Source organism: Ralstonia sp. UNC404CL21Col (assembly GCF_000620465.1).
GTDB lineage: Bacteria > Pseudomonadota > Gammaproteobacteria > Burkholderiales > Burkholderiaceae > Ralstonia > Ralstonia flatus.
On record NZ_JIBE01000009.1, the window covers coordinates 25358 to 51761 of the forward strand.

The 26404-nt window shown below is 66.1% G+C and carries 21 protein-coding genes and 1 tRNA gene; 9 read left to right on the plus strand and 13 right to left on the minus strand.

The genetic code is table 11. The features are described from left to right. Nucleotides 1-14: 14 nt before the first annotated feature. On the minus strand, nt 15-809 hold the full coding sequence (locus N511_RS0117205; RefSeq protein WP_009239689.1) for a DUF1835 domain-containing protein: 795 nt from the start codon (nt 807-809) through the stop codon (nt 15-17). A 183-nt stretch (nt 810-992) separates the two neighbouring features. Between N511_RS0117205 and N511_RS0117210 the strand changes: the two genes are divergently transcribed. The 4 genes from N511_RS0117210 (at nt 993) to N511_RS0117225 (ending at nt 6433) form a co-directional block, all read left to right on the plus strand. Beyond that, the gene (locus N511_RS0117210) at nt 993-2303 is read left to right on the plus strand and encodes a M20/M25/M40 family metallo-hydrolase (protein ID WP_027680415.1); all 1311 of its coding nucleotides are present in this window, start codon (nt 993-995) and stop codon (nt 2301-2303) included. 162 nt (nt 2304-2465) lie between these two features. Further along, nucleotides 2466-3206 carry a 2Fe-2S iron-sulfur cluster-binding protein gene (locus N511_RS0117215; protein WP_027680416.1) on the plus strand — a complete coding sequence of 247 codons (741 nt, stop codon included), beginning with the start codon at nt 2466-2468 and terminating at the stop codon, nt 3204-3206. A 9-nt stretch (nt 3207-3215) separates the two neighbouring features. After that, a complete protein-coding gene (locus N511_RS0117220) occupies nt 3216-4238 on the plus strand; it encodes an FAD binding domain-containing protein (protein ID WP_027680417.1) in 1023 nt (340 codons plus the stop codon). Further along, a complete protein-coding gene (locus N511_RS0117225) occupies nt 4235-6433 on the plus strand; it encodes a xanthine dehydrogenase family protein molybdopterin-binding subunit (RefSeq protein WP_027680418.1) in 2199 nt (732 codons plus the stop codon). The genes N511_RS0117220 and N511_RS0117225 overlap by 4 nt, the downstream gene beginning before the upstream one ends. 157 nt (nt 6434-6590) lie before the next feature. Here the strand turns inward: N511_RS0117225 and N511_RS0117230 are convergent, their stop codons facing one another. Continuing rightward, a complete protein-coding gene (locus N511_RS0117230) occupies nt 6591-6875 on the minus strand; it encodes a hypothetical protein (protein WP_027680419.1) in 285 nt (94 codons plus the stop codon). A gap of 499 nt (nt 6876-7374) precedes the next feature. On the opposite strand from N511_RS0117230, the gene N511_RS0117235 reads away from it, so the two are divergent. Both N511_RS0117235 and N511_RS0117240 read left to right on the plus strand, forming a co-directional pair. Next, a complete protein-coding gene (locus N511_RS0117235) occupies nt 7375-8505 on the plus strand; it encodes a porin (RefSeq protein WP_027680420.1) in 1131 nt (376 codons plus the stop codon). Nucleotides 8506-8649: 144 nt separating this feature from the next. Continuing rightward, nucleotides 8650-9648, plus strand: coding sequence for a Bug family tripartite tricarboxylate transporter substrate binding protein (locus tag N511_RS0117240; protein WP_027680421.1), 999 nt, complete (start codon nt 8650-8652; stop codon nt 9646-9648). A 6-nt stretch (nt 9649-9654) separates the two neighbouring features. On the opposite strand, the gene kdpE is transcribed toward N511_RS0117240, so the two are convergent. The 4 genes from kdpE to N511_RS0117260 form a co-directional block, all read right to left on the minus strand. Further along, nucleotides 9655-10359, minus strand: a complete 705-nt coding sequence (gene kdpE, locus N511_RS0117245) for a two-component system response regulator KdpE (RefSeq protein WP_004628876.1) — start codon at nt 10357-10359, stop codon at nt 9655-9657. Between the two features lie 71 nt (nt 10360-10430). Further along, nucleotides 10431-10742 (minus strand): high-potential iron-sulfur protein, encoded by a 312-nt coding sequence (locus N511_RS0117250; RefSeq protein WP_027680422.1) that lies wholly within the window; start codon nt 10740-10742, stop codon nt 10431-10433. A gap of 325 nt (nt 10743-11067) precedes the next feature. Beyond that, complete coding sequence (hisC, locus tag N511_RS0117255) at nt 11068-12135, minus strand: histidinol-phosphate transaminase (protein WP_027680423.1); 1068 nt, start codon at nt 12133-12135, stop codon at nt 11068-11070. 165 nt (nt 12136-12300) lie between these two features. Continuing rightward, nucleotides 12301-12376, minus strand: a tRNA-Arg gene (locus N511_RS0117260). Nucleotides 12377-12757: 381 nt separating this feature from the next. Here N511_RS0117260 and N511_RS0117265 point away from each other — a divergent pair. Beyond that, nucleotides 12758-13651, plus strand: coding sequence for a c-type cytochrome (locus N511_RS0117265; protein ID WP_027680424.1), 894 nt, complete (start codon nt 12758-12760; stop codon nt 13649-13651). Nucleotides 13652-13827: 176 nt separating this feature from the next. Beyond that, on the plus strand, nt 13828-14241 hold the full coding sequence (locus tag N511_RS0117270; protein ID WP_027680425.1) for a surface-adhesin E family protein: 414 nt from the start codon (nt 13828-13830) through the stop codon (nt 14239-14241). A gap of 16 nt (nt 14242-14257) precedes the next feature. Here the strand turns inward: N511_RS0117270 and N511_RS0117275 are convergent, their stop codons facing one another. Further along, a complete protein-coding gene (locus N511_RS0117275) occupies nt 14258-15331 on the minus strand; it encodes a hypothetical protein (RefSeq protein WP_027680426.1) in 1074 nt (357 codons plus the stop codon). Further along, nucleotides 15328-16485, minus strand: a complete 1158-nt coding sequence (locus tag N511_RS0117280; protein ID WP_027680427.1) for a hypothetical protein — start codon at nt 16483-16485, stop codon at nt 15328-15330. The genes N511_RS0117275 and N511_RS0117280 overlap by 4 nt, the downstream gene beginning before the upstream one ends. Before the next feature lie 86 nt (nt 16486-16571). On the opposite strand from N511_RS0117280, the gene N511_RS0117285 reads away from it, so the two are divergent. Beyond that, on the plus strand, nt 16572-17390 hold the full coding sequence (locus tag N511_RS0117285) for a MerR family transcriptional regulator (RefSeq protein WP_027680428.1): 819 nt from the start codon (nt 16572-16574) through the stop codon (nt 17388-17390). 91 nt (nt 17391-17481) lie between these two features. On the opposite strand, the gene N511_RS0117290 is transcribed toward N511_RS0117285, so the two are convergent. The 5 genes from N511_RS0117290 to N511_RS0117310 form a co-directional block, all read right to left on the minus strand. Then, the gene (locus N511_RS0117290; RefSeq protein ID WP_009239703.1) at nt 17482-18378 is read right to left on the minus strand and encodes a metal-dependent hydrolase; all 897 of its coding nucleotides are present in this window, start codon (nt 18376-18378) and stop codon (nt 17482-17484) included. Next, a complete protein-coding gene (locus N511_RS0117295; RefSeq protein ID WP_027680429.1) occupies nt 18375-19397 on the minus strand; it encodes an alpha/beta fold hydrolase in 1023 nt (340 codons plus the stop codon). The genes N511_RS0117290 and N511_RS0117295 overlap by 4 nt, the downstream gene beginning before the upstream one ends. Before the next feature lie 10 nt (nt 19398-19407). Next, entirely contained in the window at nt 19408-20298 is an 891-nt protein-coding gene (locus N511_RS0117300; protein ID WP_027680430.1) for an SDR family NAD(P)-dependent oxidoreductase, read from the minus strand. Nucleotides 20299-20326: 28 nt separating this feature from the next. Further along, nucleotides 20327-21949 carry a flavin-containing monooxygenase gene (locus N511_RS0117305; protein WP_027680431.1) on the minus strand — a complete coding sequence of 541 codons (1623 nt, stop codon included), beginning with the start codon at nt 21947-21949 and terminating at the stop codon, nt 20327-20329. A 145-nt stretch (nt 21950-22094) separates the two neighbouring features. Continuing rightward, nucleotides 22095-26402, minus strand: a complete 4308-nt coding sequence (locus N511_RS0117310; protein ID WP_027680432.1) for an ATP-binding protein — start codon at nt 26400-26402, stop codon at nt 22095-22097. Between the last annotated feature and the right edge of the window lie 2 nt (nt 26403-26404).

The window sequence follows — 26404 nt, forward strand, 5'->3', positions numbered from 1 at the left end:
GCAGGGCTACTTGCTTAGACGGCCACGCTCACATTGCGACGCAGCTCGCAGGTGCTGAGCGAATCGGCCTCGCCGCGCAACAGCAACTGACCGTTGCCGACCAGTTCGCGGCAGCGCCAGAAGACGAACCAGTCGCTGGCGAGCAGCCCGTCGATGGCGCCCATGATGCTGCCAACCACGTCGCGTGCGCTGGCCCAGTCGGTCGGAACATGCTCCAGGATCACTTCATCCACCGTGCCGTACGACACCGGTACCAGCGTGTTGCCTTTCCACAGCCGCGTATCGGCGTTCTCGCGCACGGTCTGCTGCCATTCGTAGGCCAGGCGGCCGATGCGCAGCACCGACACCGGCGCAATGGTCGAAAACCGCCGCGCCAACCGGGCGCCCGAGTACATGCCGATGGTCGTCAGCGGGCCTTGACCGTTGGGGGCCTCAAGTTCGCGCACATCCATGCCGACTTCATTGATGCGCTGGGGCGATTGGTGCAGATGGAACGCCACCCGGCGCAGCATGAGCTGGTCCGACGCGCTTTGGCCGTGCCAGATGGCGACTTCCGTGGTGGCATCGCGCAGGTCGGCGAGCGACGCCAGTGCGTCGCGCATCTCGGCGGCGAAGTCGATGTTGCTGTTGGGCGCCACGCGCTGCCAGAAACCGGAGCGCGCCATGGCGACACTGTCGACGTCGACCAGCGGCCCGACGGCGAGATCGTCGCGCAGTACGACTACGGAATCGGGGCGGCCAGCCTGTGCGAGCGCCTGCTTGAGCGTGGCGCCGGCAACATCGCCGTTGACGACATGGATGTATTGCATGGCAGCAATTGTAGCGAGAGTGTCAGCCCAGCGCTTTCGTTTTGCGCATCTCTATCAGTATTCCTTTGCGCGGTGTCATGCGCCTAGCCAAAGGGGGGATGGCCCTCGGGCAATCCTCAGGCGGGCGTGAGAAAATCGCCGATTTGTTGCAGACCATAACTAAGAACAGGTGAGGAAACATCCATGAGAGCCCCGTTGTTGCCCAAGGGCGTGCGCCCTGCAGTGCTGGCCGTTGTCGCATTGGTGGGTGCGCTGGCTGCAGGCCAGGCCGCCGCCGTGCCGCCGGCTGAAATCTACAAGCGCGCCCAGCAGGAAAAACCCGCGCTGATCGACACCATGAAGACCTTGGTCTCGATCGAATCGGGCAGCAAGGACATCGAAGGTCTGGACAAGATTGCCGGCGTGATCGCCGAGCGCCTGCGCGGCATGGGCGGCGACGTCAAGCTCATCGACCCGAGCGACCAGGCCTACCGCATGGCCGACACGCCCGAGAAGATCGGCAAGATGGTGCTTGCGCGCTTCAAGGGCGACGGCAAGCGCAACATCATGCTGATCGCGCACATGGACACCGTCTACCTGAAGGGCATGCTCGCGCAGCAGCCATTCCGCATCGACGGCGACCGCGCCTACGGGCTGGGCATTGCCGACGACAAGAACGGCGTGGCGGTCATCCTGCACACGGTGTCAATTCTGCAGGCCGTCAACTTCAAGCAGTACGGGACGCTCACGGTGCTGATCAACGGCGATGAAGAGATCAGCTCGCCGGGCGCGCGCGCCATGCAGGCCAAGCTGGGCGCCGAGCAGGACGCCGTGTTCTCGTGCGAGGGCACGCGCGTGACGTCGGACAAGCTGTCGCTGGCGACCAGCGGCATCGGCGCGATCCTGCTGGATGTGAAGGGCAAGGCTTCGCACGCGGGCGGCGCCCCGGAGCAGGGCCGCAACGCGCTGTACGAACTGTCGCACCAGGTGCTGCAGATGCGCGATCTGTCCAAGCCCGAAACGGGCCTGAAGGTGAACTGGACGGTGGCGCAGGCAGGCACCAACCGCAACGTGATCCCCGCCGTGGCCAGCGCCCAGGCCGATGTGCGCCTGCTGCGCGCGGCCGACGCCGACAAGCTGGAAGAAACCGTCAACGAACGCATCAAGAACAAGCTGATTCCGGATACGCAGGTCACGGCCAAGTTCGAACGTCGCCGCCCGCCGCTAGAGGCGACGCCGGCCTCGCGCGCGCTGGCCGAGCACGCCCAGAAGATCTACGGCGAACTGGGCAAGTCGCTGGAGATTGACGACAAGGCCGAAGGCGGCGGCACCGATGCCGCGTTTGCCGCCTCGAAGACCAAGGCGCCCGTGATCGAGCGTTTTGGCCTGGCGAGCTTTGGCGCGCACTCGAACGACGCCGAATACGTCGACCTGAACTCGATCGTGCCGCGCCTGTATCTGCTGACGCGCATGGTCATGGACGTGTCGCGCGACCGCGTCGGCTTCACCAAATAACTGCACTGCAACGCGGCGCGTAAGCCTTACACGCGCCGCGGCACATCTTCTGCGCGAAGCCGCTGTCCTGCGGCTTCCCACCGCCCGGGTGCCGGGTATTCCGCTTGCTTTCCCCTGACGCATGTCCCCAGCTACGGCCGCCCGGCCGGTGGAGCGCGCGCCATGTCCGAACATCCCTCCGCAGCCCCAAACGAGCCCTCCCGCGAATCGGATGGATCACCCGCCCGCCCCAGCCGGCGTGGCTTCTTGCAGAGCGCGGCGGCCGCGGCCTCGGCGTTGGCCCTGCCGCATGAGTCCGCCGGCGCACGCCCTCCGGCGCAGGGCGCGGCCCGCGCCGCTGCCTTGGCGCCGGCGCGGCCGGTCTCGCTCAATATCAATGGCAAGCCGTATGCGCTGTCGCTGGAGCCGCGTGTCACCTTGCTCGACGCGCTGCGTGAGGTGCTCGGGCTGACCGGCACCAAGAAGGGCTGTGACCGCGGCCAGTGCGGCGCATGCACCGTCCTCGTGAACGGCCGGCGCATCAACAGTTGCCTGACGCTGGCGATCATGCACGAAGGCGAGGCCATCACCACCATCGAAGGCTTGGCGCCCGCGCACGACGGCGTGGTCGACCGTGCGGCGCTGCATCCGGTGCAGGCCGCGTTTCTTGAACACGACGCGTTTCAGTGCGGCTATTGCACGCCTGGGCAGATCTGCTCGGCGGTGGCGGTATTGGAAGAGGCGCGGCGCGGCATGCCGAGCACCCTCACGTCGCCCGAGGCACTCGGCGCAGACGGCCCGGTTGCGCTGACCGAAGACGAAATCCGCGAACGCATGAGCGGCAACCTCTGCCGGTGCGGTGCGTACCCCAACATCGTGGCGGCGATCCGTGTGGTGGCTGCCAAATCCGGCAGCACGGTTTAAGGAGCCGCCATGCAATCGATTGCCTATGACCGCGCGTCTTCCGTCGAGGCTGCCGTGCGCTTGGCCCAGGAGCCGGGCGCGCGTTATATCGGCGGCGGCACGAACCTGCTGGACCTGATGAAGGGCGGCGTAGAGCAGCCGCAGCGGCTGGTGGATGTCAGCCGCCTGCCGCTGGCGCAGATCCGCGCGTTGCCCGACGGTAGCCTGAGACTTGGCGCGATGGCACGCAATGCCGATACGGCGGCGCATCCGCTGGTGCGCTCGCGCTATCCGCTTCTGACTGAGGCGATTGTGTCGGGCGCGTCGGGCCAGCTGCGCAACATGGCCACCAACGGCGGCAACCTGATGCAGCGCACGCGCTGCCATTACTTCTACGACACGGCGTACCCGGCGTGCAACAAGCGGCAGCCCGGCTCCGGCTGCGCCGCGCGCGAGGGCTTCAACCGCATGCACGCCATCCTCGGTGCGAGCGAGGCCTGCGTGGCGACGCATCCGTCCGACATGGCCGTCGCGCTGGCTGCGCTGGACGCCACGGTGGTTGTGCACGGCACGCATGGCGAGCGGCGTATCCCGATCGAAGCCTTCCATCGGTTGCCGGAAGCGCATCCCGAAATCGATACGACGCTCGGGCCTGGCGAGCTGATCGTCGCCATCGATCTGCCGCCGCCCGTGTTCGGCTCGCACGTGCATTACCTGAAGGTGCGCGACCGCGCCAGCTACGCGTTTGCGCTGGTGTCGGTGGCTGCGGCGCTGGCCTTGCAGACCGATGGGCGGACGATTCGGGAGGCGCGCATTGTGCTCGGCGGCGTCGCGCACAAGCCGTGGCGGGCGCATGCGGCAGAGCAGATGCTGGCGGGCCAGGCGGTGGATGCGCAGTTGTTTGCCCAGGCGGGAGCGCTGGCCGTGCAGGGCGCCCAGCCGCTGCGCGACAACGGCTTCAAGGTGCCGCTCGCACAGCGGGCGGTGGCCCGGGCGCTCACCATCGCGGGCAATCTCGCCAATCCCGCCAAGCCGACAGGAGGTGTGGCATGAGCAACGTCGGCCAACCGCTGGACCGCACCGACGGTCTGCTCAAAGTCACGGGCCAGGCGCGCTACTCAGCAGAGTTCCAGGTGCCGCGTCTGGTGCATGCCGTACTGGTGCAGAGCACCGTGCCGGCCGGTCGGATCACGCGGGTCGATACCCATGTCGCGCAGGCCATGCCCGGCGTGCTGCTGGTGATGACACATGAGAACGCACCGCGCTTGCCCAACGGTGGCAAGCCCGCGCTGGAACCGCCGGCCGGGCGCGCGCTGTCGCTGCTGCAGGACGATCAGGTGCATTACAACGGCCAGCCCGTCGCGCTGGTGGTGGGCGACACGCTGGAACATGCGCAGGCCGCAGCGCGCATGGTGCGCGTAGAGGTTGCGCAGCAGGCGGCGCGGCTCGACTTCGAAACTGCCCGCGCCGATGCGCACTCACCCGGCAAAGTGCAGGGGCAGTCGGCCGACACCACACGCGGCGACGTGGTTGCCGGCATGGCGCAGGCGGCGCAGCGCATCGAGGCCGTCTACGGTACGCCCATGGAAACGCACAACCCGATGGAGCCGCACGCGACCATCGCCGTGTGGGAGGGCGATTCGCTCACGCTGTACGACAGCACGCAATACGTCTCGGGCGTGCGCCGCACCGTCGCCAAGACGCTTGGCCTGTCGCCGGACAAGCTCCGTGTCGTGTGCCCGTTCGTGGGCGGCGGGTTCGGCTGCAAGGGCTCGGTGTGGTCGCACGTGGTGCTGGCGGCGATGGCTGCTCGGCAGGTGGGGCGGCCCGTCAAGCTGGTCCTGGAGCGGCCGCAGATGTTTGGCCCCGTTGGCGGCCGCCCACGTACCGAGCAGCGCATCGCCCTGGGCGCCGCCAGCGATGGCCGCTTCACCGCCATCTCGCATGACTCGCTGACCACCACGTCGATGATCGAGGATTGGACCGAGCCCTGCGCCATTGTCACGCGCATGCTTTACGACACGCCGAACCAGCGGACGACGCATCGGCTGGCGCGTCTGAACGTCGGTACGCCCACCTTCCAGCGCGCGCCCGGCGAAGCCACCGGCACGTTCGCGCTGGAAGTCGCGCTGGACGAGATGGCCTACGCGCTCGGCATCGACCCCGTGGAACTGCGCCTGCGCAACGATGCCGCCCAAGACCCGGAAAAACGCATCCCGTGGTCGAGCAAATCCCTGGCTGCGTGCTACCGGGCGGGCGCCGAACGCTTCGGCTGGGCGCGCCGCAACCCGCAGCCGGGCAGCATGCGCGAGGGCAACACACGGGTGGGCTGGGGCATGGCCACGGCCACGTACCCGGCCAATCGCAGCGCGGCCGCTGCCACGGCGCGCTATCTGCCGGACGGTACGGCGCAGGTCGAATCGGGCTCGCAGGATCTGGGCACCGGCACCTACACGGTGATGACGCAGGTAGCGGCCGATGCCATGGGCATGCCCGTCGACCGCGTGCATTTCGGCCTGGGCGATACGCGCATGCCGGAAGCGCCGGTGTCGGGCGGCTCGCAGAGCGTGGCCAGCGTCTCGCCCGCGGTGCAGGCCGCCGGCCAGCAGGCGCGCGATGCATTGATTGCCGCGGCCATTGCCGACGCCAGTTCGCCGCTGCATGGGCTGGCCGCGGGGGACATCACTGTGGCCGACGGAGTCCTCACCGCACGCGGCGGTGCGCGGGAACCGGTGGCTGCCGTGGTTGCCCGCCATGGCAGCCCCATCGAGGTGACCGCCAAGGTGCAGCCGGGGGAGGAAAAGCAGAAGTTCTCAATGCACTCGTTCGGCGCGGTGTTTGTCGAGGTGCATGTCGATGCGGATCTGGGCGTGGTCCGCGTCCCGCGCATCGTCGGCAGCTACGGCGTGGGGCGGTTGCTCAATGCCAAGACGGGGCGCAGTCAGCTCATGGGCGGCATCGTGTGGGGGATGGGCATGGCGCTGTTCGAAGAGAGCCTGCTCGACACGCGCTACGGCCGCACCGTGAACAACAACCTGGCGGAGTACCACGTGCCCGTCAACGCCGATGTGCCCGACATCGACATCCTCGTACTCGACGAGGCGGACGCGTACGTCAACCCGCTGGGCGCCAAGGGCATCGGCGAGATCGGCATCACGGGCGTGCCGGCGGCCATCGCCAACGCGGTCTACCATGCCACCGGCCGGCGCGTGCGCGAACTGCCGATCACGCTCGACAAGCTCATCTGAGCGCGCATGAAAAAGCCCCGCTGGCGCATCACCGGCGGGGCCCGAGTGGGCCAAGAGGCGGAAAACGGAGGATGCCTGGAGACCGGCCCGTAACTGATCAATGCGTAACGGCTGCGTGACCGCCGCGTGACGAACGCGGTGAATGCCGTTCAGCGCATCAATTCGGAACCGGATACCCGTAGACCGTACCGCCGCCCTCGCGGGCGCGGCCGGCCGGGTCGCTGCGCATGCCTTCCGAATACGGATCGAAGCGGCCTGCGCGCGCGCCTTCTGTATACGTATCGAAGCGTCCGGTGCGGGCACCGTCGCTGTAGACGTCGAACCGTTCGGCGCGTGCATCCTGCCCGAACACTTCCACGCGGCTGGCCTGCGCCCAAGCGCTGCCCGCCGCGAGGGCCCCGACCGCCAGCATGGCGGCCAACCCCATCTGCTTGAGTCGCATGGCGAACTCCTTCTTCAACTGATTTTCGGTGCTGTTTTTAGGCGTGGTCATTTGATGTCCTGCCACGGTCTACAGCCTAGGTCAGGGGACATACCGTATCCACGGTGGTGCGACGAACGGTTCGTTGTCGGCGCCGAAATGATGCAAGTCAGCGTGAACGGCGCTGAAAAGCGCGCCAATGGCGTAACGCGTCCTGCAATCTCCCAACCTTTTTGTCTAATCAAGAGATGGGGTGAAAGCCGACGCTCGGCGTTGATGCACCACAGCAGGGCGTCACGAGCCGGCAAGCCTTGCCATAGGCCGATTTGGTGCAGCGCATTAAGAGCGATGCGCGCTTACCACACTTGGTAGAACGATTCCGTGAATTGCTTTGCCGCGCATATGGGCTTTTGTTAAATTTGCGCGGCACTTCCGACACGGAAGTTAAGGAAACGGAGGAGCCCAACCTCATGCACACGGGGTCGGGCGGTTTGAGACAACTCTTTTATTACGAGCCCACATGAAAAAGTCTGCCATTCTGGTTGCAGTTGGCGCCCTGTTCGCAGGTTCTGCCTACGCCCAATCGAGCGTGACGCTGTACGGTATTGTCGATACCAGCATTCACTACATCAACAACGCCAACCAAGCTGGCAACAGCGTGACCCAGATGGAAAGCGGTGCTGTGTCGAACAGCCGCTGGGGCCTGAAGGGCTCGGAAGACCTGGGTGGCGGCAACAAGGCACTGTTCGTGCTGGAAAGCGGCTTCAACTCCGACTCGGGCCGCATGAGCAGCACCGGTACGCTGTTCAACCGTCAATCGTTCGTGGGTCTGTCGAACAAGGACCTGGGCACCATCACCCTGGGCCGTCAATACAACTTCGGCTTCACGACGGGCGGCAACTTCGACCCGCTGGGCGTGGGTAACTACGACGGCAACTCGTGGATGTACTACGGCCTGACCGGTCTGCGTGAATCCAACATGCTGAAGTACGAAGGCAAGTGGAACGGCCTGTCGGTCGGCCTGGCCTACGGCTTTGGCGAAGTGGCTGGCGCTGCTAGCCAGAACTCGTACGTTGGCGGCACGGTGGCCTATGAATTCGGCCCGGCCTACATCGGCGCATTCGCACAGCAGCACAAGGACGTTGCTGGCAACAAGCAAACCGTTTGGGGTATCGGTGGTAACTACACCATCGCTGCAGCCAAGCTGTTCGCAGGCTACATCGACAGCAGCGACGCCACGGGTTGCGTGAACAGCTCGGCTAACTGCGTCGGCGGCAGCGCCTTCGGCCTGAACATCTACGGCAACGCCACCTCGGGCGCTGGCCTGACCCCGGGCGCCACGAAGCGTCGTGACCACGTCGGCATCCTGGGCGTGACGTACAACATCACCCCGGCCCTGGCTCTGACGGGCGCGTTCTACTACGACAGCATCAAGAACGCTGCTCTGACCGCCGGCAACGACGGCAAGCGCTACACCGGCGTGCTGCTGGCCGAGTACGCCCTGTCCAAGCGCACGCAAGTGTACGGCACGGTCGACTACAACAAGGTCAAGGACGCAGCTCTGCCGGAACTGTCGGGTGGCGGCAACGCAACCGGCGTTGGCAAGTCGAACCAGACGAGCGTTGGCGTGGGTATCCGCCACATCTTCTAATCGACACTGTCACGCGATTGGGAATGGAAAAGGCGCCTTCGGGCGCCTTTTCTTTTGCCTGCTGTTTTTGTACGTCGCCCTGGCGAGCTTGCCTGGGCATCGGCCTACAATGTTCTTTTCCGTTTCTTCCCCTGACATTGCGCCATGACTTCCGCACGTACCGCCCGCCGTCGTCTGATTGCTTCTGCCGTGATGCTGTGCGCTGGCCTGCCGCTGCTGGCCTCTGTGCCTGCCCAGGCGCAGGACTATCCGGCCAAGCCGATTCGCATCATCGTCGCGTATCCGACCGGTGGCATTTCCGACAACGTGGCGCGTGCGCTGGGTGAAAAGCTGTCTGCGCAACTGGGCCAGCCGGTGGTGGTGGAAAACCGCGCGGGTGCCGGTGGCAGCATCGGCATGGACGCCGTAGCCAAGTCGGCGCCCGATGGCTACACGCTGGGCTTTTCGTCGGTCAGCCCCCTCACGCTCAATCCGCATTTCGGCAAACTGCCGTATGACCCGCAGAAAGACATCGCGCCCGTGGCCAACGTCATGTACGCACCGATGATCCTGCTGGGCACGCCGTCGTTCACCGGCAAGAGTTTTGCCGACATGCTGAGCCAATCCCGCACCAAGCCGGGTTCGATCCGCTGGTCGACATCGGGCCTTGGTACGGTGGGGCATCTCGCGCTGGAGCAGATCAAGTCGCAGGCGCGCGTGGATATCACGCTCATCCCGTACAAGGGCGGCGGCCAGCAATTGACGGATGCGCTGGGCGGCCAGGTGGAAGTCATGTCGACCAACGTCGGTCCGACCTTGATGCAACACATCACCAGCGGCAAGCTGCGCCCGCTGGCGGTGGGTGCGCCGCACCGGCTCGACGCGCTGCCGAATGTGCCGACCTTCACCGAACTCGGTTACGCCAAGGCGAACATGGCCTCGACCTTCGGCGTGTTCGCACCCGCCAAGACGCCAGCCCCCGTGATTGCCCGATTGAACGCCGAGATCAACAAGGCGCTGGCGGCGCCCGATCTGCGTGAGCGCCTCACGCAGGCCGCCGTGGTGCCGGCGGGCGGCACAGCCGAGCAGTTTGCCGCGGCCATTCGCGCCGAATACGACAGCAACGGCCGCATCGTGCGCGCTGCCGGCATCAAGGAGCAGTGAACCGGCTTATGCCGTGAAGCGGTACCCGACGCCGACTTCGGTCAGCAGATGTTCGGGCCGCGCGGGGTCGCGCTCCAGCTTGTGGCGCAGATGGCCCATGTAGATGCGCAGATAGTGGCTGCTGTCGGAATGCGCGGGGCCCCAGACTTCGCGCAGCAGCTCGCGGTGCGTCATCACGGTGCCGCGTCGGCCGAGCAGCACCGCCAGCAGCCGGTATTCGATCGGGGTGAGATGCACCGCCTCGCCGTTGCGGCTGACCAGGCGGCGCGCCAGGTCCACTTCCACCTCGCCGAAGCGGATGACGCTGCCGCCGTCTTCGCCGCGCTTGGCATGTCGCCGCAGCAGCACGCGCAGGCGCGCAACCAGCTCGCCCACGCCGAAGGGTTTGGTCAGGTAATCGTCCGCGCCTGCATCGAGCGCCTCGATCTTGTCGCGCTCATCCACGCGCGCCGAAAGCACGAGCACCGGCACTTCCGTCCAGGTGCGCAGCTCGCGAATCAGCTGCATGCCATCGCCATCGGGCAGGCCCAGATCGAGGATCACCGCATCCGGCTGGCGTGTGCCGGCTTCGATCAGGCCGCGCTCGACGCGGTCGGCTTCATGGACCTCGCAGCCTTCCTCCTCCAGTGCGGCGCGCACGAAGCGTCGGATGTGCGGTTCGTCGTCGATGACGAGGACGGTGGGCGTGAATGTGAACGGCATGGCACGCATTGTAGAGCGAGTGCCCATGAAAAAACGGACCCCGCAGAGTCCGTTTTTTCATGGGTGCGATACCGCTTCGCTCAGGCTTTTTTGGCCCAGGCGCTGCACCAACCCTTGTTGGCGACGTCCTTGCCGGCGAACAGCGGGCAACCGCCTTGCGCAGCCGCACCGCCTTGGTACAGGGCGCAGTTGCCGCAGTGCTGATCCGGCGTGTGCTTCGGGAACTTCGCCTTGTCGGCCTTGGTGGTGTCAGCCACGTAGCCCAGCGCCTTGGCTTGCGGGTCGCTTTCCGCCACCATCGGTGCAGCCAGTGCCAGGTCCGACATCGACATGACGGCGCCCGCGGCGGCCACGATGGGGATGCTCTTCAGGAATTGACGACGATTGGACATGCTGATTCCTTTTGTGGGAGTGTGTTGTGTGGCGTCCCGTGCCGCCCGCGCAGTGCTCAGGCTCGCCCTAGGGGACAGCGGACGGCGTCGGCGCGCCGTTTACCCGCTCGTGCATTCTGGCACAGCAATTGGCCGCCGGCATCTGCGTACGGTCAATGTTCCCCATACCTGCGCGCAGTAATCGCTGACTTTCGCGGCCCTCCATCCACATCGCGCCCTGCCGCGCATGCACCGTGTGGTCGAGGCCTGCAGCCACCGGCGCGGGGCGCTGTCCGCCGAACGGCGGGCGGACCCCGGTGGCAATTTGCCGCAGACGCCCGCGTACTTATTTCAGCAGCCCCCGCAGCGCATTTAAGAATGCGTCGCATTCATCGTCGGTGCCCACGGTGATGCGCAGGTGCTGGTCAATGCGTGCGAGCTTGAAATGGCGCACGAAGATGGCCTGCTCTTTCAGGCGCGCCGCCAGCGTGGCTGCATCGTGAGCCGGATGCCGCGCGAAGACGAAGTTCGCCATCGACGGCACGACCTCGAACCCCAGCGACTGCAGTGATTGCGTCAGCCGCGTGCGACTCGCCATCACGCGTGCGCACGTGGCGCGGAAGTACGCATCGTCTTCGTAAGCCGCTTGCGCCGCAGCCTGCGCGAGGCGGTCCAGCGGGTACGAATTGAAGCTGTCCTTCACGCGGTTGAGCGCTTCGATGAGCGCCACGTGCCCGAACGCAAAGCCCACGCGCATGCCCGCCAGCGAGCGCGACTTCGACGTCGTGTGCACCACGAGCAGATTCGGATAGCGGTCGATGAGCGCAATGGCAGACTCGGCCCCGAAATCGACATAGGCCTCATCCACCACGACCACCGACGACCGATTCGCGGCGACGATCCGTTCGATCTCTGTCAGCGGCAGCGCGTGGCCGGTCGGCGCGTTCGGGTTCGGGAACAGCACGCCGCCCGCATCGCCAAGATAGTCATCGGCGCGGATGGAGAAGTCGTCCGCCAGCGGCACCACTTCGCACTGCACCCCGTACAGCCGCGCGTAGGTCGGGTAGAAGCTGTACGAAATGTCGGGAAAGCGCAGCGGCTTGTCGTGCTTGAGCAGCGCGTGGAAGACGTGCGCCAGCACTTCGTCCGACCCGTTGCCCGCAAAGACCTGCTCGGGCTTGACGCCGACCTGCGCGGCGACGGTCTCGCGCAGCCGTCGCGACAGCGGATCGGGATAGCGGCGCAGGCTGTCGCCTGACGCTCCCAGCTCTGCAGAGATGGCCGCTACCACGCGCGGCGACGGCGGGTACGGGTTTTCGTTCGTATTCAGCTTGATGGGCCGCGCGATGGCCGGCTGCTCGCCGGGGACGTAAGGCACCAGTTGCTGAACGATATCGCTCCAGTAACGGCTCACGGTTCGACTCCTGATGGGGGGATTTTCAGCGTGCCCGCAGCGCGATCGCGGCATCGAAAAATGCAGGGAGCTGAAATGGTTCGAAAACAGGCAAACCGGCACGTCGCGGCGCAAGCGCGGTTGTGGCAGGGAAAGCCGTACAAGTTTGAGTGAATCTTTGATTTTTGGCGCGCCCGGCTGGGATCGAACCAGCAACCCCTGCCTTCGGAGGGCAGTACTCTATCCATTGAGCTACGGGCGCATATCGGCACAGAACGCACCGAAAGAGAAGCCCCGCAGGATAGCGCATTTGGGCGAAACCGTCCATCGGGCGCCCGTGAACGGCCCGGTACGGGGCGTGCTGCTGCAACGTTTCGTTGGGTTTTTGACGCAGGTCGAAAAGCGGCGCCTAGGGCTGTCCCGCGTGTCAAAGGCCCAGGCATTGCGGATATAATCGCGCGTTATTTGCCAGAAGAAAGACGGGGACAGGTCTGTCTGGGCCGACGCGGCGACTCAATCGCCATGGTCTTCCTGCCCTCATCGCGATCCAATGCGGCCCCCACGCTCTGCCGGCGATGCTCGTGACCTTGCCGGCGGCGCTCCGAGGGCTCCAAGAGCGGTTCCACCATCCTGAGAGTTGAGCATGAGCGACGCGCAACACGACGAACACGAGCCTCTGATCAAGACCCCCAAGCAGCTGATCATCGCGGTGATCGCCGCCTTTGCCGTTCCCATCCTCATCATCATCCTGCTGGCCAATTACGTTGGCCTGGGCGCCAAGGAAGGCGCGGGCGGCTCCGGCATGTCGGAAGAGGCCGTCAACGATCGCATCAAGCCCGTTGCGCAACTCGAACTGAAAGATCCCAACGCACCCCGCGTCTACAAGACCGGCGAGCAGCTCTATAAGGAAGTCTGCGCGACTTGCCACGCAGCAGGCGTGGCTGGCGCGCCCAAGTTTGGCGATGCGGCCAGCTGGGGCCCGCGCCTGTCGCAGGGCCTGGATGGCCTGACGAAGGTGGCGCTGGCCGGCAAGGGTGGCATGCCCGCACGCGGCGGCACGTCCCCGGATGATGTGAGCGACTACGAAATCGAGCGCGCCATCGTCTACATGGCCAATTCTGCGGGCGGCAAGCTGCAGGAACCGGCCGCCCCGGCGGGCGCGGGCGCAGCACCGGCTCAGGCGGCTGCACCGGAAGCATCGGCCCCTGCGGCTGCACAGGCTCCGGCCGCTGCTGCACCGGCACCTGCTGCGGCCCCGGCCGCGCCCGCCGCAGCTGCCGCACCGCAAGCAGCTGCAGGCGAGGTTGGCAAGAAGGTCTACGATTCGACGTGCCAGATGTGCCACGCTGCCGGTGTGGCCGGCGCGCCGAAGTTTGGTGACAAGGCTGCCTGGGCACCGCGCATTGCCGAAGGCAAGGCCAAGATGTACGACATCGCGCTGCACGGCAAGGGCGCAATGCCGCCCAAGGGTACGTATGCCGGCTCCGACGAAGACGTGAAAGCCGCCGTCGACTACATGGCCGCCGCTGCCAAGTAAGCCGTCCCCGCATCCCCGAAGAAGCCCGCCCCGTGCGGGCTTTTTTGTTGTCTGCCGGGGCAGCGGCGCACGTGAGGCATGCCGTTTGCTACCCCCAGTTTTGATGTGCGGAGAACGATGCAGTGGTGCTGCCACGCCGCACATACGTCTGTGCAATAAGGCAAACGGAGGTTGTGATGCGAACGGAACGAACGACGCTGATCTACTGGGTGGCTGCTGCGCTGGCAATGGGCAGCTCGATGGCCATGGCGGCCGACAACTGGGTCAAGCTGGCCCCGCTGGCCAACAACAGCGGCTCGCTCTATCTGGACAAGGACTCCATCGAGCGCAACGCGGATGGCACCGTGCGCGCCACGACGCGCGACGCCTATGACGCGCCGCGCAAGCTCTCAGACGGCAAGGCGTATCAGTACGATACGCGCACGTCCGTCTACGACTGCAAGGCGGGGCGCATTCTGCCGGTCAGTGCGCTGATCCAGGATAGCCAGCACGGCACAGTGCTCACCAAGACCATCGACGGCCCCCGCTGGGAGGCCGTCGTGCCGCGCTCAGAGGGCGAGGCGATCCTGCGCGCCGTGTGCCAAAAGTAGTGCGCTGACGATGGCGTTACTGGACGGCCGCCGCCGGCGCGAGGTCGACGCGCAGCGTGCCGTCCGCGTCCATGCGCGTGGTGCCGCGCGCGGCGGCCTCGCGGTAGTGGTACAGATCGAAGCGCAGCGGCCCACGCGTTGACGTATCGGTCACGAGAATGCGGCTGTTGGCCACCAGCACGTTGTACATCTTCAGGTCGCCGGACTGGATCCAGATGCGGCTGGCGGCGTCGGTTGGCGCAGGCGCGCACATGGCGGGCGCGGGGCCGAAGCCGAGCACCAGCCCGTCGGGCGTGACACGCGCCGTCTTCATCTGACCGATCAGGCGCGGCGGCGGAAACACCGTGTATTGGTCCAGCACCATGTCGTTGCCGTCGAGCTTGGCGCCGGGGCGGTTGAGCGGCGCAAGCTGCGACAGCTCCAGGCCCATCCCCTTGAGCAGCGCCAGCGTTTGGATGCCCATCACGCGTGCCTCGGTGGGCGTGTAGACAAGGTAACGCGATTCCTTGAGCGCCAACGTGCCGCGCATGCCGAACGGCAGCCACACGCCGGGAAAATGATTGCGCAGCTTGAGCCCGCCCGACACGTCGAGCACGCCGTCGCCGGGTGTGAGCGACAGCGCGTTGAGCGAGCGCGGCGAATAGTCGAGCAGATACCGGTTGAACAGCGCGTCGAGCGACTCCTTGGGCACCGTCACTTCGCCGCCGAGGATGCGGATGTCGAACTGGCCCGGGTCGTCCATGTCGACGGGCTGCCCCGGCTTGTGCGCCACGAGCTGCGCGGTCAGTTGATGCACGTGGAAACCGATGTCGCCGGTGATGCGGAAATCCACATCGCGCATCTGCACGACGGGCGGTGCGGTGCCGGAATCGCGCGCGGCGGCCGGGCCGCTGGCGTTGGGCGCGCCCGAGGACGGGTCGCAGCGCTGTGCCCATTGCTGGCGCACCGTGGTCAACTCCTTGCGTTGGGCGTTGGCCATTGGCGGCTCCGCGGCGCGGGCGAGCGCACTGGCCAGAAGGCCGGTCAGGCCGAGCGTCACCAACGCCAGGCGCAACATCACAGCGGCGAAAGCGAAGGCGGGGGCGATCATGGCGCGGTCCTCTTGGCGAGTTGCAGGGCGGGCCTGCTCGTCTTGGCAACCGCAGTTGCCTTGGCGGTCTTGGCAGCGGCCAGGGTGTCGAACGACGGCATCAGCACGCGAATGCCGCCATCCGGCGAGAAGCGCAGCGACCCCGCCACGAGCTGATCGCGATAGCGGTACAGATTGAAGACGAAAGGCTTGGCCGGGTCGGCCACGACGATATCGATGCGCGCGTTCATCGGCATCGAGCGCATGAAGCGGATGTCGCCACCGCGGAAGAGGATGTACGGGCGCTGCGCGTCGGCGGCGTTGGCCAGCGGCGGCATCTGCGGATTGCCGTCGCCGATCTGCATGAGGAGCCCGTCGCGCGTGACGCGGATGGCGGAGAGCTTCAAATCCAGCGCGGGCGGCGGAAACAGCTTGGGCACCTGCATGACGATTTCGCTGCCGGCCAATTGCACGGCGGGCGTCGATACCGGCAGCAGATCGGCCAGTTCGATATGCGCCGCGCCCATCAGCGCGCCGGCGTCCTGCCCGCGCACCTTGACCACGTTGGGGCGGAACACGATGGTTTGCGGATCGCGCAGCACCAACGGGCCGCGCAGCTCGATGGGCACCCACGCGCCGCGCCGGCGCATCTCGGCCCGCATGTCGAGCGTGCCGTCGTCGAGCGCGAAGCTGAAGCCGCGCAGCGGCGGATCTTGGCCCGGCCCGCGCGCAAACACCACGGTGTTGAACAGCGCGGCCATGCTCTCGGCCGTGACGCGCACCGAACCGCTCACCGGCTGCAGCGTGTACGACGACACATCGTCGAGCCACACCGGGTCGCCCGGTGCACGCGGCACCATGCGCAGCGCGAGCTGATCGACCAGAAAGCCCACGCCGCCGTCGAAACGAAAATCGACATGACGCAGATACGAGATCGCATCGGGCTGGCCCGAATCGCGCAGCGTGGCGGGCCTCACCTCGCGCGTGGCGAGATTGCCCGACTGGAATGGCGCCCGTGCCTGCGCGCGTGCATCTTCCAGCTGCTTGGCTTTGTCGGCTTCGATGGCGCCGTGCCCGTCGCCCGCGGTGGCGCAACTCTGCAGCAGCAGTGCCGCCGCCAGCGCGCCCGCAGCCCGCAGCGCGCTATTTCGATGACGCATCATCAAGTCCCACATCGACGGTCTCCTCGTCGTGAGAAACGCACCGGAAACGTTCCGGTCACCGACGCGGTCTGTCGCCGCGCTCGTGTAGAATTTTTTGCATGCCTGCCCGCAAACCAACCGGCGACGCCGGTCCGCCTGCCACTCCACCCGCCCGCGAGTTCACCATCGACGAACTCGCGCGCGCGGCTGAAACCACTGTCCGCAACGTTCGCTCGTATCAGGACCGCGGCCTGATCGATCCGCCCGAGCGGCGCGGCCGCGTGGGCATCTACACGCAGGCGCATCTGGGGCGGCTCAAGCTCATCAACCACCTGCTCGGGCGCGGCTACACGCTCTCCAACATCCAGGAGCTGCTCAAGGCCATCGTCGAAGGCCATGACCTGCGTTCCATCCTCGGGCTGGAATCGGCTATCGCCAGCCCGTGGTCGGACGAGTCGCCCAAGCATTACTCGCTCCTCGCGCTTGCCAAGCTGTTTGGCCGCGCCATGTCGCGTCAGGCGCTGGCACGGGCCATCTCGCTGGGCCTGCTGGAACCCGATGGCCTTGGCTATCTGGCGCGCAGCCCGAAAGCGCTGCTGGCCGGCGCGCAGATGGCGAAGGCCGGTTTCCCGCTCATCGAAGTGCTCGACATCATCGAGCGTGCCCGGCCGCATACGCAGGCGGTGGCCGACGATCTCGTCTCCATGGTCGTGCGCGAACTCGACAAATACGGCAGCGACCTGCCGCCGGTCGAAGACGTGCCGCGTCTGGTCGATGTGATCTGGCGCATCCGTCCGCTGGCGCTGGTGGCGGTCGAAGCCGAGCTGATGCGCGCGCTTGAGACGGCCGCCAACAAATACCTGGGCGACCGCGTGGCGCAGGTCATCGAGCACATGCATGAACCGCCGGGCAGCGCGCCCGGGCCGGACAAAGGCTAGTGTCTCCGGCGCGCCCATGCGTGGGGCGCGCCTTATCTATTTCTAGTTTGATCCCGATACGACGGGTGCTGCAGGCGTTTTGAATGCCTGCTCAAGATCCGGCTGCACCCGCGGTCGACAGCTTGCGGCGGATCGATGGCGACGGCGCTTCGCCGTTCGCTGCCGCATACGCTTCGATTTCCGAGATGAGCTTGGGCAGGCGTTCAAGTGCGTCACGGTTGTCTTCATCCCACGGGTGGAATGAGGGCCGGAAGAAGTCGAAGAATTCCGGGATGATCTTGCGCAGCGGCGCCGGGTGAATCCACAGGAAATGGAACGCCTTACCGAGGCCGAGGAATTTGTGCTTGACGGTGCGATCCGCAAAGATCAGCCGCAAGTGCACGTAGAACACCATCGCCCAGAAGGTAACGGTCGTCACCAACATCGTGAGCGTGCGCGTGAGGTAGCGGCCCACGCCCGGCTTGATGGCGAGGTTCCATACGTCGTAGCTGACGGCCTTGTGCTCGGTCTCTTCCATGGCGTGCCACAGCCAGACCTGGCGATAGCCGGGTTCCGAATTGCGGCCCAGGCCATCTTCATGTGAAAGCACCTGACCGGCCAGCATGGCGGTGTAGTGCTCGAGCGCCACGGTCACGGCCAACTGGTGCGACTTGGGCGTGTATTTGCGCAGCACGTTCAGGAACTTGCCAATAAAGCGGTCGATGCGCGTGGCAGGCAGTCCGGCGCGATCGAGCAGGTCGTTGTACAGCACGTGTTCGCGTGTGTGCATGGCTTCCTGCCCGATAAAGCCGGCCACGGCCTGCTTGAGTTCGGGATCGGTCACCAGGTGGCGGTAGTTGCGCACGCTGTCCATGAAGAAGCGCTCGCCGGTCGGGAAGAAGATCGACAGCGCGTTCAGGAAGTGGGTCACGTGCGGGCCTCGCTCGTGCCAGTTGCTGATGCGATCAGCCGGCAGGTGAGGATGCACGTCGCGACGGACTGGCATCATGGGCGGTTCTCCTGGAATGTGGTTTCTGAAAGGCGCGTCGATGCGCGCCCCTGATCGAGGAATGCACAGAGGTCGGTCCCCACGCGTACGGGGTCTTCCTCCATCGGGATATGGCCGAGCGCCGGGTACATGCGCAGCGTGGCGCCGGGAATGCGGCGGGCGAATTCGCCGGCATGCGCGGGCGGGATCCACCGGTCGCGCTGGCCCCAGAGGATGAGCGTGGGCACTCGGATCGAGGCCAGCCCGCTGGTATCGACATCGTCAAAGCGGAACTTCGGCACCATCTTGCCGATGGCCTGTCGTGCACCGTCGGCATAGAAGAAATCGGCGTAGCGGCGCAGCGTGGGTTCGGACACGCGCGACGGGTCGCCATACACATCACGCGTGGCGGCGCGGATGATCCCCTCGGGCAGCATCCACGGCGACGTCATCCGCACGCCAATGTGATTGAAGAGATCGATGTAGATCGGCAGCTTCATCGGGAAGCCGGCGGAGTCGATCAGCACGAGCTTCTCGACGCGGCCGGGGTGCCGCACGGCAAAATCCCACGACACCATGCCGCCCAGCGAGTTGCCGATCAGCGTGAGTTTCGACAGGCCGAGCGAATCGACAAACGCATCGATGAAGTCGCGGTACAGCGGCAGCTCCATCGTGCGCGGGCGGCCCTGTGCATCGCGCAGCGGCCCGGTGATGCCGAACGGCGGCAGGTCGAGCCGGATCACGCGGTAGCGCCGCGTGAGCTGCGGCAGCACGCCATCCCACGTATGCAGCGACGCGCCAAAACCGTGGATCAGCAGCAACGTGCCTTCGGCGTTGGCAGCGCCTTCGTCGGTGTAATGCACGCGCGTGCCCATCAACGGCAGGTAGCGCGATTGCGGCTTGGCGTAGCGTGCGATGAGCACGTCGCGGCCGATGCTGCGCAGGCCGATGCGGCCGGGGCGCAGCATGGCGCGTGCAACGTTGAGCAGGTTCGCGCGCGGGGGGCTGGCGAACAATTCTCCGGTGGTGGCCGTGTTCATCGGCGGCCTCCTACTTTGCGCGGGCGGTGGCCGGCGCCGTATCGTCGCGCAGCGCCTTTTTGCGCGTGCGGCGGGCTTCGCGCACGACCAGCGCCTGGTATGCGGCCGGCAGCACGCGGGCCATCACATCGGCGGCGTGGGCGTCGGGGCCGATCAGCACGCGGCGCTTGTTCTTGCGCACGCCGTCCAGGATTACCTCCGCGGCCTTGTCTGCCGAGGTGATGAAGAACTTCTCGAACTCGGCCTTGCCCTGCTGTTCGTCGCGCACCAGGAAGCCGTTCATGCTCGGCGAGACGCGGCTCGACTTGGCTATGTTGGTCTTGATGCCGCCCGGATGAACGCACGTGGCCGACACGCCGCAGTTCATCAGATCCAGTTCCTGGCGCAGCGCCTCGGTGTAGCCGCGCACGGCGTACTTGCTGGCGTTGTAGGCGCCCATTCCGGGTTGCGCGAAGATGCCGAAGATGCTCGACGTGTTGATGATGTGGCCGTTCCCGGTTGCTTTGAGCAGCGGCAGGAACGCCTTGGTACCGTGCACGACGCCCCAGAAGTTGATGTTCATGATCCAGGCCAGCTCGTCGTCTTCCATGCCTTCGATCGTGCTGGACAGCGCCACCCCTGCGTTGTTGAAGATGAGGTTGACCTTGCTGTGCGCGGCCGCCGCTTCTTCGGCCCAGCGGTACACCGCGGCGCGGTCGGCCACGTCGACGGCGTGCGTGGTCACGCGGATGCGGTCGCCTTCATGCGCGCGCACGAGTTGCAGCGTCTGCGCGAGCGCCGCTTCATTGCGATCGGCCAGCGCGAGGTGGCAGCCTTCGCGCGCCAGCTGCAGCGCCAGCGATCGGCCCATGCCCGACGCGGCACCCGTGATGGCGGCAACCTGGTTATTGAATGACTTCATGGCGTGGTCTCCGTGGGGCTGACGCGCGTCAGACGCGGTCGAGCGCTTCTTCGTTGGGGGTGTTTTGGGCGGCCGGCACCGTGCGGGCGGGTACGCGCAGCGGCACACCCTTCGGTACGGTCATGGGGCGCGTGCGGTAATCGGCCAGCCGGAAATGCGCGGTCGCGCGGCGGAACTGCCACGTGAATCCCGGCCACAGCGTCGTGTTCTTGCCGGTCTTCGGATCGAGATACCAGCTCACGCAACCGCCCGCAGACCAGATCGCATTCGACAGCCGCTTCTGGATGCCGTCGTTGAAGCGGCGCTGCACGTCCGGGCGTACGTCGATGGCGGCCACGTTGTGCGCACGCATCGACTTCAGCGCATCGACGATGTACGCGACCTGCGACTCGATCATGAACACCATCGACGAGTGGCCGAGCCCCGTGTTCGGGCCCACCACCATGAAGAAATTCGGGAAGCCGGACACGGTGGTGCCCAGGTAGGCCTCGGCGCCGTGCTTGTCCCACATGTCGACAATGTCCACGCCCTGGCTCCCGAGCAGCACACCGCGCGGGAACGGGTCCGTTGCGTGAAAGCCCGTGCCGAAGATCAGGCAATCGACTTCGCGCCGCGTGCCGTCGGTGGTAACGATGGCGTTGGGCTCGACGCGTGCGATGCCCGAGGTGATCACGTCGACGTTCTCGCGCGTGAGCGCCGGGTAATAGTCGTTCGAGATCAGGATGCGCTTGCAGCCGATGGTGTAGTCCGGCGTGACCTTCTCGCGCAGCACGGGGTCGGCAATGCGGCGCTTGATGTGGCCGCGCGCCATGCGCTCCACCGCCTTCATCAACTTCGGATGGATCACAAAGCCCAGCACGCGCGACTCCAGCATCCAGTAGATGCCGGTACGCATCAGCTTTTGCGTGAACGGCAGGTGGCGGAACAGCCAATGCTCGGCGCGCGACACCTTGCGGTCGGGCTTGGGCAGGATCCACGGCGGCGTGCGCTGATACAGGTCGAGCCGGCCGACCTTCGGCGCAATCTGCGGCACGAACTGGATGGTCGACGCGCCGGTGCCGATCACGGCGACGCGCTTGCCGCGCAGGTCGTAATCGTGTTCCCAGAGCTGCGAATGGAAGGCCTTGCCCTGGAAGGTCTCGATGCCGGGAATGTTCGGCCAGGCCGGACGGCTCAGGCCGCCCATGCCGGAGATCAGCGTGCGTGCACGGTAGCGGCGGCCGTCGGCCATCTCTAGGTTCCACACGCCTGCAGCGTCGTCGAACGCCGCGCGCGCCAACTCGTGATGGAAGCGCACATGCGGGCGCACGCCAAATTCATCGGTGCAGCGCTCTAGATACGCGCGGATTTCCGGTTGCGGCGAATACATGCGCGACCAGTCCGGATTGGGCGCGAACGAAAACGAATACAGGTGCGATTGCACATCGCACGCGCAGCCGGGGTAATGGTTGTCGCGCCACGTGCCCCCGACGGAGCCCGCCTTCTCGAAGACGAGGAAGTTGTCGATGCCGTGCTGCTTGAGCTGGATCGCCATGCCCAGGCCGGCAAAGCCCGTCCCGATGATGGCGGCATCGATCAGGGGCGGGGCGTCAGCGTTGTGCGGGGCCGATGCAAAGGCGTCGGCGCGCGGGAAGTCGGTCCGTGCGTTCACGTGGTGTCTCCGTGGGCACCACATGGGCGCCTCTTAATGTGACATTGGTCGATGTCATCGTAGGAGGCTGCCCCGACCGAGTCAATCGGCCGATTGGAACGGTTCATCTAAAAGCGGCGCATGCACCGCTTGAAACGGTTTTCCCTTATGAATCCGTCACTTGCGTGCGGTGCACAACGTCGGTGGCGCCGGATCCGAAGGCGCTTAGCAATCCGTTGATGTGCGCCAGGAGACTCATCGTGCGCGCGCCGGCTGCGCGGATGGCGTTCGCACTGCCGTCCTGCAAGGCATGGCGGAAGGCCTCTGCCACGGCGTCCACGCCCGGGTTGTGCAACAGCGCGAGGGCGCCACCGGTGCGATGGGCCCAACGGCGCAGTGCTGCAAGGTCCATTGCATCGAGCAGCGGCTGGAGGCGCTGGGCGTCATCGGCCAGCGACGAAAGGAAGACCTGCGCCAAACCGACCGCGGCAGGGTCCGTTCCCAGCGCCGCGTGCAGGTCGTCGAGCGAGAGGGTGGGCGGCTCCTCCTCGGCCGCGCCGGCGCCTGCGGGGGCGTCAGCGCTCCACAGCGCAGACAGCGCTTCCTGCAGCGTCGCGAGCGTGGTCGGCTTCAGCAGGCTGGCGTCCATGCCGACGGCGCGGCAGCGTGCGTGCTCCTCGGCCAGCGTCGTTGCGGTGATGGCGATGATCGGCAGGCGAGGGCCGTCGCCCTCTTCGTGGCGGATATGCCGGGCCAGATCGAAGCCGTCCATGCGCGGCATGTGGCAATCCGTGAGCAACGCGTCGAAACGGTGTTCGTGCAGACGTTCGAGCGCGACCACGCCATCTTCCGCCAGCGTTACGCGATAGCCCAGCAAGCGGAGTTGCTTGGCGATCAGTTCGCGGTTGATCGGATGGTCTTCCGCCACGAGGATATGTGCACCGGGCGCTTCCGCAGGCGCGGCGGCCGGCGGTGTGTGGGCCGCCACGGAGGCCATGTGCGCATGCCCGGCTCGCCGCAGCGCGTGCTCGCACGCCCGCACGAATGCGTGCCAGTTCAGCGGATTGACGCTCAGCGCGTTGCCCGGTTCGTCGTAGCCGGCATCGGAGGTGATACGGACCGCGCGACCCTGCGCCTGCGCCGTCGCGGAGAGGAGAATGTCGGCGTCGGCAGCAGCTGCGGGCTGCAGCCCGGCGGCGATCGCCAACTGCGTAAGGTTGTGCCGTACGGCCGCATCTTCCACGTCGATGGCAACGCTGTGCCCCGCCAGCTGCGGCAACGCATACCGCGCCTGCAGCACAGGCACGGCCAGCCGCAGCGTGACGGCCGTGCCGTGTCCCGGGGCGCTTTCCATGAACAGTTCGCCGCCCATCAGGCCGGCGAGCTGACGAGAGATCGCCAGGCCCAGGCCGGTGCCGCCGTAGCGTCGCGTGGTCGAGCGCTCGGCCTGCACGAACGGCGCGAACAGCGTGGCCTGTACCGCCGGCGAGATCCCGATGCCCGTATCCGTGACGGAGATGATGAGATGCGCCGTGTCGTCGGTGACGCGCGCGCATTCTGCTGAAAGGCGCACGCTTCCGGTGTCGGTGAACTTGATGGCGTTGGAGAGCAGGTTGAACAGGATCTGGCGTAGACGAATGCTGTCGACCGAGACGCTGGCCGGCACGTCGGCGGCCACAGTCACATGCACCGCCAGCGATTTTTCGTGTGCGCGGCTCGCCAGCAAGCCCACCGTGCCGTCAAAGACCTCGCGCAGGTCCGTGGCTGCCGGCGAGATGTCCAGACGCCCAGCCTCGACCTTTGCGTAATCGAGGATGTCATCGAGGATATGCAGCAGCGCGCGCCCCGAATCCTGCACCAGAGAGACCATCTGCTTCTGCTCGCCCTCAAGCTTCGTCTGCTGCAGCAGTTCGACCAGGCCCAGCACACCGTTCATGGGCGTGCGGATTTCGTGGCTCATCATGGCCAGGAAGCGATCCTTTGCGTGCAGCGCCGATTCCGCAGCGTTCTTGGCGGCTTCCAGCGCATCGGCCTGCTCGCGCTCCGTGGTGACATCGCTCAGATAGCCGTTCCAGACCGTGCGGCCGTCGGCCTCGCGGTGCGGAATCGAACGCGCGTGCAACCAGCGCACCGCACCGTCTTCGCAGACGTGGCGGAATTGCTGGTCGAACGGTGTCAGCTGTTGCGCCGAGACGAGCACCGTGTCGATCATGCGTTGCCGGTCGTCTTCATGAATCAGCCGCGCGGGCGTGGACAGGTAGCCCAGCAGATCTTGCGGGCGCGCGCCCAGCGTTTCGTGAGCTTTGCCTGCCACGTAGGTGATGCGCCCCTGCGTCTGGCCGGGCAGCAGTTCGAACTGGTAGACCAGCGCCGGCAGCGACTCCGTCACCTCGCGCAGGCGCTGCTCCAGGCGTTCGGCACGCGCCTGCGCTTCGCGGATCTCGCTGATGTCGACCAGCGAGGCGACGGTCCCCGCGGGTTGTCCATCCGACAGGTGCAACGGCTCAATCCAGTACAGCACGTTGCGCGATTGGCCGTCTGGCGTGTCGATGACGAGTTCTTCGCGCGTGCTTTCGCTGGTCTCCACGGCGCGCTGGTTGATCTCGGACAACGGCGACGCATCGCTGACCGAATACAGCCCCAGCTCCTGCGCCGTGCGGCCGAGCAGGGATGCGCGTGTTCGGCCAAACATGTTGCAGAACGCCGCATTCACCGCAACGTAGCGGTGGCCGGCGTCTTTGGCGACAAGCGGAAACGGCACGGCTTCCATCAGCGCGCGCTGGAAGCTCAGTTGCCGGGCGAGGGATTCTTCGGCGCAGCGGCGCTGATGATTTTCGCGGCGCAGCTGCATCTGCTTGATGAAGAGCGCCACCAGTGCCGCCAGCACCAGCGCGGCCACCGGCCCAAACTTGCCGAGCACGGCCGATGCCGACGGGCCCAGCTGGTAGCTGACCGACAGCCACTTGTTGCGGATGCTGACCTGCTCGCCTTCGGGCATGGCGAACAGCGCGCGGTTGATGAGTGGAACCAGTGCGGCGTATCGGGCCGCCACGCCCACGCCGATGCTCTCGGTCGTGTTGGCCGAGCCCGTGACCTTCAGCTCGCCGGGAAAATGATGGCGGATCAGCGCGTCAGCCACAGGCAGGTTGATGATGGTGAAATCGGCTTTGCCGCTTGCCACCATAGACAGCGCGTCGTTGACTGAACCAGCCGCCACGAGGCGGATTTTCGGCACGTTTTGGTGCAAGAGCGCGGTCAGCGTATCGCTGGCGGGCAGTGCGACTGTCTTGCCGGAAAGCTCGGGCAACGCTGCCACAGTCAACGCATCGTTGCGCCCGACGACAACCAGAGGCGTGGCGTCGATGGGCTGCGTGAGCGTAAATCCAGCTGGGCGCGCGTCCTGATCTGACATGCCGAGCAAGATGTCGACCTCGCCATTGCGCGCCTTGTCGAGTGCGTCGGCCCAGTCACGCACGGCGACGCGCTCGAAGTGCAGGCCCAGCGTTCGCGAGAGGAAATTCTGGTACTCCGGGAAGATGCCGAGCAGGCCACCGCTCGTGTCGTCAAATGTGTACGGCATGTAGTCCGGGTCGGCTGCGTACCGCAACGGGGGCAGTGATGCCAGCATGGTGCGCTCCTCGTCAGACAATTGCAGTGCCACGGTCGACGTACCGCCCTGTGTGATCCAACGCGCGCGAAGTTGGCTCATCGTGGTGTCAGGCAACTGCGCGAGATGGCGATCCAGATGGCGAATCAGCGTCGCTTGATCCCGAGGCGCGGCAAAATGGAGCGCATCGACCTGCTGGTTTGCAAGCTGCACGATGGATAGTTCCCGGTAGCGCGGCCGCGCCATCAACGCCCGTGTGGGATACGTTATGCCAACGTAGACGTCGACCGTCTTGTCGAGCACGGCGTCCAAAGCGTCGGCTGCTGTGGGGCTGCTCTTCAGCACGATGTTCGGGTGTTGATGGGCCAGCTCTTGCTCGAGTGAAGAGCCTTGCTCTACCGCAACGCGAACGCCCGCCCCGAAGGGGTTCTGCGCAATGTCGGTGTTTTCTGTGCGCGCGACCACTGCGGTGGGGCGTTCCAGATACGGCGCCGAATACTCGAGGCAATGGTCGTATTGAGAGCGCGGTGCCACACTCATGATGATGTCGACATCGCCGCGACATGCCGCATTCAGAAGCTCGTCGCGCCGCGCGAATACCCGAGGGACCACACGCACCTGGTCGTGTGGGACCAACTGCATGAGGAGATCGCCCGAGAAGCCACTCAGCCGGTCCGCTTCAATCCCTTCCAGCGGCATCATCGCGTTGCCGATAACCCCCACGATGAGCGTCGGCGGGAAGTGGGCGAATCGATATGCCTGTCCGTGCGCAGCGTCGTCGGTATCGTTTGGGGGTGCGCCGCCGCCCCACCACACAAGGATGGCCGCACAGATGAGGGCGGATACCGCGAAGAGGGAACGCCTCATCC